Annotated in this window: 14 protein-coding genes and 1 pseudogene; 10 read left to right on the top strand and 5 right to left on the bottom strand. The window is 42.0% G+C overall.

What is annotated here, in order from left to right:
- Window positions 1-36 precede the first annotated feature (36 nt).
- Together BACCOP_RS02620 and BACCOP_RS02615 are read right to left on the bottom strand one after the other, a co-directional pair.
- Entirely contained in the window at window positions 37-840 is an 804-nt protein-coding gene (locus tag BACCOP_RS02620) for a FecR family protein (RefSeq protein WP_007558542.1), read from the bottom strand.
- A gap of 71 nt (window positions 841-911) precedes the next feature.
- On the bottom strand, window positions 912-1,427 hold the full coding sequence (locus BACCOP_RS02615) for an RNA polymerase sigma-70 factor (RefSeq protein ID WP_007558540.1): 516 nt from the start codon (window positions 1,425-1,427) through the stop codon (window positions 912-914).
- 210 nt (window positions 1,428-1,637) lie between these two features.
- Here BACCOP_RS02615 and BACCOP_RS02610 point away from each other — a divergent pair, with 210 nt between their 5' ends.
- The 6 genes from BACCOP_RS02610 to BACCOP_RS02585 all read left to right on the top strand — a co-directional run bounded on the left by BACCOP_RS02610 (window position 1,638) and on the right by BACCOP_RS02585 (window position 4,991).
- Window positions 1,638-1,922 carry a hypothetical protein gene (locus BACCOP_RS02610; RefSeq protein ID WP_007558537.1) on the top strand — a complete coding sequence of 95 codons (285 nt, stop codon included), beginning with the start codon at window positions 1,638-1,640 and terminating at the stop codon, window positions 1,920-1,922.
- Window positions 1,923-2,377: 455 nt separating this feature from the next.
- Window positions 2,378-2,809 (top strand): hypothetical protein, encoded by a 432-nt coding sequence (locus tag BACCOP_RS02605; protein WP_007565916.1) that lies wholly within the window; start codon window positions 2,378-2,380, stop codon window positions 2,807-2,809.
- Between the two features lie 23 nt (window positions 2,810-2,832).
- Window positions 2,833-3,933 (top strand): toxin-antitoxin system YwqK family antitoxin, encoded by a 1,101-nt coding sequence (locus tag BACCOP_RS02600; RefSeq protein WP_040311742.1) that lies wholly within the window; start codon window positions 2,833-2,835, stop codon window positions 3,931-3,933.
- Window positions 3,934-3,958: 25 nt separating this feature from the next.
- Window positions 3,959-4,153 carry a hypothetical protein gene (locus tag BACCOP_RS20605; protein ID WP_172772457.1) on the top strand — a complete coding sequence of 65 codons (195 nt, stop codon included), beginning with the start codon at window positions 3,959-3,961 and terminating at the stop codon, window positions 4,151-4,153.
- 255 nt (window positions 4,154-4,408) lie between these two features.
- Window positions 4,409-4,717, top strand: coding sequence for a helix-turn-helix domain-containing protein (locus BACCOP_RS02590; RefSeq protein ID WP_040311745.1), 309 nt, complete (start codon window positions 4,409-4,411; stop codon window positions 4,715-4,717).
- A complete protein-coding gene (locus BACCOP_RS02585; protein ID WP_007565909.1) occupies window positions 4,695-4,991 on the top strand; it encodes a helix-turn-helix domain-containing protein in 297 nt (98 codons plus the stop codon). The genes BACCOP_RS02590 and BACCOP_RS02585 overlap by 23 nt, the downstream gene beginning before the upstream one ends.
- 446 nt (window positions 4,992-5,437) lie before the next feature.
- Here BACCOP_RS02585 and BACCOP_RS02580 read toward each other — a convergent pair whose 3' ends face one another.
- Window positions 5,438-6,010 (bottom strand): porin, encoded by a 573-nt coding sequence (locus tag BACCOP_RS02580; protein ID WP_050756936.1) that lies wholly within the window; start codon window positions 6,008-6,010, stop codon window positions 5,438-5,440.
- A 10-nt stretch (window positions 6,011-6,020) separates the two neighbouring features.
- On the opposite strand from BACCOP_RS02580, the gene BACCOP_RS02575 reads away from it, so the two are divergent.
- The 4 genes from BACCOP_RS02575 to BACCOP_RS02560 all read left to right on the top strand — a co-directional run bounded on the left by BACCOP_RS02575 (window position 6,021) and on the right by BACCOP_RS02560 (window position 7,452).
- Window positions 6,021-6,266 (top strand): site-specific integrase, encoded by a 246-nt coding sequence (locus BACCOP_RS02575; protein ID WP_040311741.1) that lies wholly within the window; start codon window positions 6,021-6,023, stop codon window positions 6,264-6,266.
- A 37-nt stretch (window positions 6,267-6,303) separates the two neighbouring features.
- Window positions 6,304-6,606, top strand: coding sequence for a hypothetical protein (locus BACCOP_RS02570; protein WP_007565902.1), 303 nt, complete (start codon window positions 6,304-6,306; stop codon window positions 6,604-6,606).
- A complete protein-coding gene (locus tag BACCOP_RS02565; RefSeq protein WP_007565901.1) occupies window positions 6,578-6,892 on the top strand; it encodes a helix-turn-helix domain-containing protein in 315 nt (104 codons plus the stop codon). The genes BACCOP_RS02570 and BACCOP_RS02565 overlap by 29 nt, the downstream gene beginning before the upstream one ends.
- An 80-nt stretch (window positions 6,893-6,972) precedes the next feature.
- The gene (locus tag BACCOP_RS02560; RefSeq protein ID WP_007565899.1) at window positions 6,973-7,452 is read left to right on the top strand and encodes a DUF3987 domain-containing protein; all 480 of its coding nucleotides are present in this window, start codon (window positions 6,973-6,975) and stop codon (window positions 7,450-7,452) included.
- Window positions 7,453-7,562: 110 nt separating this feature from the next.
- Here BACCOP_RS02560 and BACCOP_RS02555 read toward each other — a convergent pair.
- Both BACCOP_RS02555 and BACCOP_RS02550 read right to left on the bottom strand, forming a co-directional pair.
- A pseudogene (locus tag BACCOP_RS02555) lies at window positions 7,563-7,994 on the bottom strand (hypothetical protein); the annotation flags it as partial.
- 253 nt (window positions 7,995-8,247) lie between these two features.
- A partial coding sequence (locus BACCOP_RS02550) for an IS66 family transposase (RefSeq protein ID WP_007565897.1) occupies window positions 8,248-8,712 on the bottom strand: 465 nt, incomplete at its 5' end.

The following is an 8,712-nucleotide window of genomic DNA, read 5'->3' as shown; positions in this document are numbered from 1 at the left end:
GAGAGACACACAATATAATCGCAATGATTGTTAACTTCATTGTTTTACTTTTTCTATCTTTACATTCAACACTTTCTCTATAAACCTGATTATTTCATCAAGGCTTTTGTTCTTGAAGCTGGCCGTCAGGCGTTTATTCTCATTGCTTGCGGATAGTTTGACTTTATAATATCGGGACAATTCCTCAAGTACCTTTGGAAGTGGGGCGTTGTCGAAAATAAAGCTGCCCGCTTTCCGTTCTTTGATTACCTGTACGTCCGGTTGTTCTTCCGTCACTTGCGCTGCCATGCCTCCGGTCAGTATCACAACGTCCGGTTGCCCGATTGCTGAGAACTGCACCTTTCCCGATGTGACTTGCACGATAGCTGTGTCTGCACGGCTCTCATCGACGGTAAAGACAGTACCCAATACCCTGACTTGGGACAGTTTCCCTTCTACCGTAAACGGGTGGGCATTGTCATGCTTGACAGAAAACGCGACTTTTCCTTCCATGTGAACTTTGCGGCTGGATTTCCGGTAATCTTTTGCGTGGAAACGGACGGAAGAATGCGGGAACAGGGTTATGGAGGAACTGTCCGGAAGCATATAATCCACGGGGTGCGAGTAAGCCGTTACCTCCTTCCATGCTCCGTTTTCCCGGAAGCGGGGATAAATAAGGACTGCGACCAGAATGGCTGCCGCCATACCGGGAAGTATCCACCACAAGCGGAAGGATTTCCGTTCCTGTTCCGTTATCTGGTATTTCTCTTTGAAAGCCTTCAATGCTTTTTGCGTATCCAACTTGTTCTTCTGATAGTGGCGCAAGACAAAATGAAGGCATTTTTCATCCGTGGTTCTCATACTCTTTTATTTTGGTTTTCGTATTAATGACTGGGATTACAGACAAATTCACTATGCGGAATTTGTGAATATTAGTTAAATAAGAATGCGTAAACTTTCTGTGTCCCTTCCCGTATCAGTCGGAGCGCCTTGCTGATGTGGTTATCCACCGTATTTACGGAAATCTGGAACTTGGCGGCTATCTCCCTGTATTTCATGCCGTCGCGTTTGTTCAGCAGGAATATCTCCCGGCAGCGTTCGGGCAAGGCATCAATGGCAGTCCACATCCGCGCTTCCCTGACCGAACGTTCCTCCGCTTCCTCATCGCTCAACGTATCTTCAAAATCAGAAGGGGAAAGATTCGGATCATAAATCTCCTCCTTCTTCAGATAGTCCAGGCTGCGGTTGCGGGCAGTCGTATAAAGGTAGGCTTTGACATTTTCTATCTCGGCTCCACTGATACTTAATTTCTCCCACAAGGCAGAAAAACTATCTTGTACGATGTCTTCTGCAATATCCGTATCATGGACATAGTGCAGCACGTACAAGCATAACGAACGATAATGGTATTTAAATGTTTCGTCTATGTCTATTGTAAATTTATTCATACAAATAGGCTTATTATTCTGTGTGTCTACATAAAAGGACACAAAATAAGGCAAAATTCACTATTTCATATTGTTAAAGAAATATAACGTACCCCTTTCCCATATACACATGGTGGAAAACATCACGGGGTTTCCGCACTTTCCTTTCCGTTTTTCCACATTCTTTCTTTTTTTCCGTCCTATATCTATCGGAAAATAAAAAATACGTTTATGGAAGAAAAAGAAGTTGCGCAAGGTTTATTTGATGGTGGAGTTCGGAAAACCTTTTGCGGTAAAAAGGAGATGTATGTAGCCCTCATGGCAGAACCAACTTTTTCGCAGTTCTCCAAGTTCATGCCCGTATCCAAGAAAGACGAGGTATCGGCTATGAGAACGCTTATCAAGGACTGCTTCATCGAAGGTGACCACGAACTGGTAAATAATAATTTCCGGTTCCTCTTCGGCTTGATGGGACAACTCACCGACTTATTATCACCCGCTAGAGCACGCTCATAAATTAATAGAATGTTGGGCGGTACGTGACGACCAGCAACATCCGGCAACAGATGATTTACGCGCGTCACTACTTTCCCGGCGTCAACCAACATAAGGTGACGGACGAGGAGCCCGAACAACTTTCGGAAGAAGTACTCTGACTGTACGAACAGGTGATAATAAGTCAAATAAGCTAAGAAATAATAAAAATGTTAAATCTTCATCCTTTAGAATGTACAATTAAAGACAACGACCATATTCCTGACTTATTGCTTATAAAATATTGAGGAATAATTAGTTGTAAATACTCCTTATGAACCGAACATACAACGTATATTAAGAAATCTTCATAAATATGGGGATGATACTATAGATGCAATGGATAAAACCATAATCTCTCTTTGGGGTACATATTATATAAATGAAGTGAAGAAGATAGAAGGAATAAAAAATGATACTATAAGAAAAAAGAAGTAATGAAAATAAATAGAAAAAAATATATTTATACTGGGGGTATAATTTTATTAATTATTATTATCACCACACGCTATTTGGACACACTATATTACTTCAATAAAGCTAATATAAGATATACTATTGGTGTGTATTTTAAAAGTGGATATTATAAAGGTATAATACATCAGTTTAAGTATAGAGTTGCAGATTTCGATTATATTGTGGATACAAGATATGGATTACACAACAAGGAACTAAATAAATTACGAATAATAGTAAAATATTCAGAAAAATGGAATGAGCATTCGGAAATAGTTATGGATACAGTTCCTAAATGGGTATTATCCCCACCCAAAGACGGATGGAAACAGTTCCCTCCTGACATAAATTGGAAAGGTGCGGAGCTTGATACAGCCTATATGAAAAAGATGAATATAGCAATCCCCGAATAAGATAAATGAAAAACAGGACGCTTATGAGAAAGATATTGTTGTCATTACTGTTGTTTTCTCTCTGTGGAAGTATGATTTTCGCACAGGAGCCACTGGAGATTAATGATGTGGAACGGGTGCCATTGGGGAATCTTACATACCAATGGCGGAACATATATGACCGTACCCCTCTACACGGCAAATGTCGGATTATATTAAGCTTCAGCTCATATCTCATAGCCAACTTCAACAAGGACGGTATCCTTGACGGAGCATACGAGGAATATAAGGACAACCGTCTGTTCAAGAAGTTGACCTATGTAAAAGGTAGGGCGAAAGGAAAAGGATACGAGTACTATTATGATGGAAGTCTGTTGAAAGAGTATTCCTATAACGAGCAAGGCAAGCTGGACGGTATAATGGTAGAGTACGGTCATGCAAGAAGAACGGAACGAGACTACAAGAACGGGAAGATTGACGGGCAGGAACGGATATTCGACAGTAACGGAAACCTGATTACCTATGTCTCGTACAGTAACGATATGCGGCATGGTCCTTTCCGCATCTATGAGGAGGGAGGCGATGATATGCCGCCATTCATTAGAGAAGGATATACCTGGGGCTGGAACGGAAAGAAAGGGAAATACAAGGAAACATGGGCACAGAGCGGAAAGCCGAAATGTATAGAGCACTATACGGAGAATGGGGAGAAGACCGGTCTGTGGCAGGAATGGGACTATAACGGGAAACTTATCAGGGAAGAAAACTATGCGGAAATGCCATACTATACAGTGATGTTTGACAGTAACGGCTATCCGACAAAGCGTTATTACTATAAGGAAGACCTATCTACAAACAGCGTACAGTATTTCTATCCCGGAATGGACAAGGTAATGAAAGAGGAATACAACATCGACTTCAGGAACTTCAAGCGTGATTACCGCCAGTTTTATGAGGATGGTATGATACAGGAAGAAGGACACATGAAAGGAGGTGAAGTGGTGTTTTCAAAAGAGTATTACAGGAACAGGCAGCTGAAATGCGTGAAAAAGATACAAAGAATATACGGATATGATATTCTTACAGTTACAGAACTGTATGATGAAGAAGGAAAACCTCTGCCTATTCCATCAGGAACATTCTAATGGAGGGAAAAAAGATTGTGTTTGAATGTTTAAACAGTTATCCCTTCCATCAAAGATAAATTCCAATCCAGCTTTGCCAGCCGCATTTATTCCTTTTTTTCAGGAGAATTTTCTTCATGGCTTACGCCGTGAAAATTCACCTGAAAAAGAATGCGGCGGCAAACGGATTAGAATTAAAGGAAAGATTACAGGGATTAACTGCGACCGACGTGACGCATAGCCGTAAATCAAAGGCGGCTATCCTTATATCCCATATACGACCTCACAAATACAGTGAAAATCCATCTTTCCAAATAACAAAACATAGTCTGCTTATCAAATCCCGAAATAAGACAGGGATTTCAGCTCCCTCCGATCTGCATAGTTCAGTTGCTTCGCTATGACATCTGATGTAATATAATGCACTTTGATGATAGTCTCTTGTGTTCCATAGCCTTCTATTCTATTTTTGTACCAACCACTTAAACAAATGATTATGGAGATAGTGAACATAGAAGCCAGTGCATTTATGGAAATGAACGACATATTGTTCAAGATAGAAAAACAACTGAAAGGACTGAACTCTTCCAAATCTGAACTGAATGAATGGTTGGATAATCAGGATGTATGTATTCTTATGAATATATCAGACAGAAAACTGTTGTCTTTAAGACAGAAAGGGCTAATCCCCTTCAGTCGTATAGACAGAAAGATTTATTATAAAAAAGAAGATATTCTAAGCTATGTAAGGAATAACCTTAAAACATATACAAATAATGGAAATGGGACAGCAGGTATTGAATAAGGATAGTAATGAGGTCAAGAGATTTATTGAAGCCATGGAAGGTATATCCAAAATGTTGGATGCAAATTCTTTAATCTACAGACCTATATTGGACGGGAACCGCTATATAACAGAACAAGAGTTATCAAAGGCTCTCAAAATTACAAAAAGAACACTCATTGAATATAGGATGAATGGCAAATTACCATATTACAAAATAGGAGGAAAGATTCTGTATAAAGAACAGGAGATTATAGAAATATTGGAAAGAAACAAAGTTTTGGCATTTGAATGACATTTCTTAAATCACTAATAATCAAAAGCTAAACTTTATACAAATAACTTGTAACCACTTTAAATAACTATATAAATATTTGGAGGAATAGAACCGAACACTTACCTTTGTAAAGTCAAAGGATGATTAACGAGAATCTATCGAAATTTGGTGAATTTGGCATATGGCTGATTCAGTGGTTCGGGGATTTTTCCAAAGATATTAAAGTGCTGCAAATTAGGACTTTGAATTAAAACATTCGATTCCTGGTGGCACCACTTTGAAGAAAAGTAAAAGACAGTAAAATCCTGATTTCCAAGCGTAATCGGGATTTTTTGTTTTCCCCCGGCACGCAAAAAACGGCAAAATATTACCGTTCGAGGTGGAGCAAAAATCTCCACCGAATTAGAGTCTTTCTCACTGATTCAATAACTTTCTATGTCTATCTAATTTGACTCAAGCAGAATTCAGAAAACATATTGCAGACGCAGTTGTGATAGAAAAAAGTTTTTCTGATAAAAACTATTGCAGAAATTACCTACCCAAACGTAGCTTCCATTGATTTTTATTCCTAAATAACGATTCAAATAAAAATTTATTCCCAACGATAAATCTTTCTCTTCCCCTCCTAAAATACCAGAACGTTCATCATTCATATCTGTATAATTAAAACGAGCAACGAGTTCTATAGCCTGTGGAGTAACAGGACGTCCTGGAACAGCATACATAGTATCATACTCAAATTCGCGCCCTTTCAGCAAAATACCTCCTTGTATATATCCTCCATGCGCACGATAAGAGTTCTGTCCGGATGTACGATGCAAACAATCGAAAAAATATTCAGACTGTATCATAAAACGTGGAGCTGTATAAAGAAACTCTATCACCCCTTTTAGCTCACTTCCCATATCTGGGATATCAGCCTCGAGCAAAGCAGCAGGAAACATCGACGTAACTCCGTCACTGCTTACACTCCCTATAGGAGATTCCTCTACATTTACCTGACTAGTACGATATGAAACAGCTCCTCCTACATGCAAAAGCCGCCCTTTGTCGGAGAGGAACAGTAAGGGTGAAGTGATGATGCCCCGTTATAACTGTGTCACTACGCATACAGCCCGTCGTAGCGGAATCACCAATATGTACCTGACGCACAAATACACCATCTTGCAGATGATGCATGTAAGCGGACATAAGACGCAGAAGACTTTCATGGATTACATCAAGCTCTCTTCCGATGAGATTGCGGATGAGGTTGATGCTATTGCCAATGGTGCGAAAGCTGATGTGTTTTAAATAAGATTACAATATAACAAACTGAAAATCATATATTATGGATAATTTGAACCAGACAGATAGCATCGTTATATACCAAACGACAGATGGTGAAACCTGTATAGATGTTAAGTTTCAAAATGAAACCGTTTGGCTATCTCAAGCGCAAATGGCGGAATTGTTTCAGAAGGACAGAACAGTCCTCGGACGTCATATCAATAATATATTCAAGGAGGGAGAACTTGAAGAAAGCTTGGTATGTGCAAAATTTGCACATACCAAGGATTATGGTCGTAGAGAAGGGTTTACCCAGCGGACGGAAACCAGTATGTATGGAAGAATTATTCAACATCCTCAGTGAGGGTAAAGTCCATGTGAGAGTGGAAATGGATGCCGCAGACCTCAAGGCATTTTCCGATGAACTAATCCGCCGTGCCAAGGATGAGCTCGGCTCGATGGTGGAAGCCGCCCGTAAGGAGCGCATGCTATCCAAGGCAGAGGTAAAGGAACTGTTCGGTGTATGTGATGCCACCCTGTGGCATTGGGACAAGAAAGGCATCCTCAAGCCCGTCAAGACCGGCAACAAGGTGCTTTATCCCGAACATGAAGTGCGCAAGGCGCTTGGACAACGCAACCAAATCCTATGAGCTTATGGAGAATCCCATTCTTTTCCCTCTGGGTATATTTCCTGCGCCCGTAAGGTACATCGTGGAATCCCTGCAGAAGTATGAGCACTATCAGGTGGACTTTACAGCTGTTTCTTTTTTCACTGCATTTGCAGCCGCCATGGGCAATAGACAGCCTGCTCTCCAACTTCAACCGCTACAACGGTTCGGACGAAAGCTACTTTCTCAGCCTGTTCAGTGGTACTCCCTTCAAATACACCCGCAAGTCGAACAACGAGTATATCTTCCTGCCCAATCCTTACTGCTCCATTATCGGCTCCACCCAGCCCGGCATGCTCTCCTCGCTGTTTGGCGGGAAACGCTCGCAGAACGGCTTTTCCTCCCGTTTCCTGAAAGTCTATCCGGATATAGCTGCCATGCCATCCTGGAACGAGGCTTCCATGCCGGAAGAAGTCCTGGATGAATGGGAACGCATCATCCGTCAGGTGGATGCCGTTCAGCCTCCGGCAGGACAGGAGGGGAAAACAAATTCCCTTGAACTTTTCTTTTCACAGGCAGCCAAACAGTGTTTAATCAGGTGAAAGAATGAGGTGAACTGCCGTATCTATGTGGAGTCGGAAAGCGAGGCGGAGAAAGCCCTTTGCGGCAAGCTGGAAACCTACCTCATCCGCTTCTGTCTGGTCATTCCTGCCAGTTGGAACTTCCTGCCCTCAGTATTGCCGTAGGTATAGGCCAGGTCATAGCCCACCACATGGAGCGTACCGTCGAACTGCACGCCCTGCTGCGTGAGATGCTGCTTATTCGACACAATGCGGTGCATGTTGTCGTAGCCCATCTCCAGCCGGTAGGAAGCGGTCTTGCTGTCCGCTCCGGCATAGGTTCCCGTGGCACTTGCCAGGCGGTAGAGTGCGTCATACGTATAGGCATGTGCCATCTGTCCGCCCGCCTTTCCACTTTCGGGAAGAGCGGCCTTGTTGGCAACGCTGAGCACGTTGCTTACGGCATCGTAGGCATAGGCATTGTCCATAATTGACTTGCCGCCTGCGTTGACCGTCAGGTTCTGCAGCCTGCGGCGTGCGGGCTCGTAGGTGTAGAAGGTCTCCGCACCGTTGCAGTATTTCAGATAGGTGCGCTGCTCGAACTTGTCATAGCCGATGCGGTTCACGTAGTCATAGCCGTAGGACTTGTAGCCGCGTACTGTCACCAGTTTCAAACAGTGATAATAGCTTTTATTAAACGAAATGGTTCAAGATAAGTGCTTTGCCATAATCTTCAACAACAAGAAATTTGTAACCATTCTATTTTCCGCCACGACAATTTTATCGGCTGTTTTTCAGCCGATAAAATAAAAATGTCCGCAAGAAAATAGTTTAGTTTTAACATTCCGATTTATAAAAACATGGCAGAAGGACCTTCTTGTCGCAGTCCTTACCATGAAGAATACATTCAAACAAGTGCTTCAGGTAATCCTGAGGGGCTATATCATTAAGCTTGCAGCTTTCTATCAGAGAAAAGATGAATGCCGAGTTTCCTGCTGCATCCTCACTGCCTATGTTCATACAGTTCTTGAGCAGCAGCTTTACAGGTTTCATCCTTTGCTCACAGAGGTTGTTCGATATTTCCGCAGAACCGTCCTTGAGGATATTTTTCAGGGATTTCCACTGGTTTATCGTATAGTTCACAGCCTTTCTCATCAGTTCGTTTGCCATGAGTTTGGTATCCTGCATCATCATGACCACCTTATGATGGATACGTTCAAGAATAGGTCTCGTAAGCTTAAGTCTTTTTTCCTTAATCTGCTCACCGCTGAGTTTCATTGTGCGGAACAAGTCTTCATTTCT

It is taken from the genome of Phocaeicola coprocola DSM 17136 (assembly GCF_000154845.1).
GTDB lineage: Bacteria > Bacteroidota > Bacteroidia > Bacteroidales > Bacteroidaceae > Phocaeicola > Phocaeicola coprocola.
This window is presented reverse-complemented; position numbering and strand designations above follow the sequence as displayed.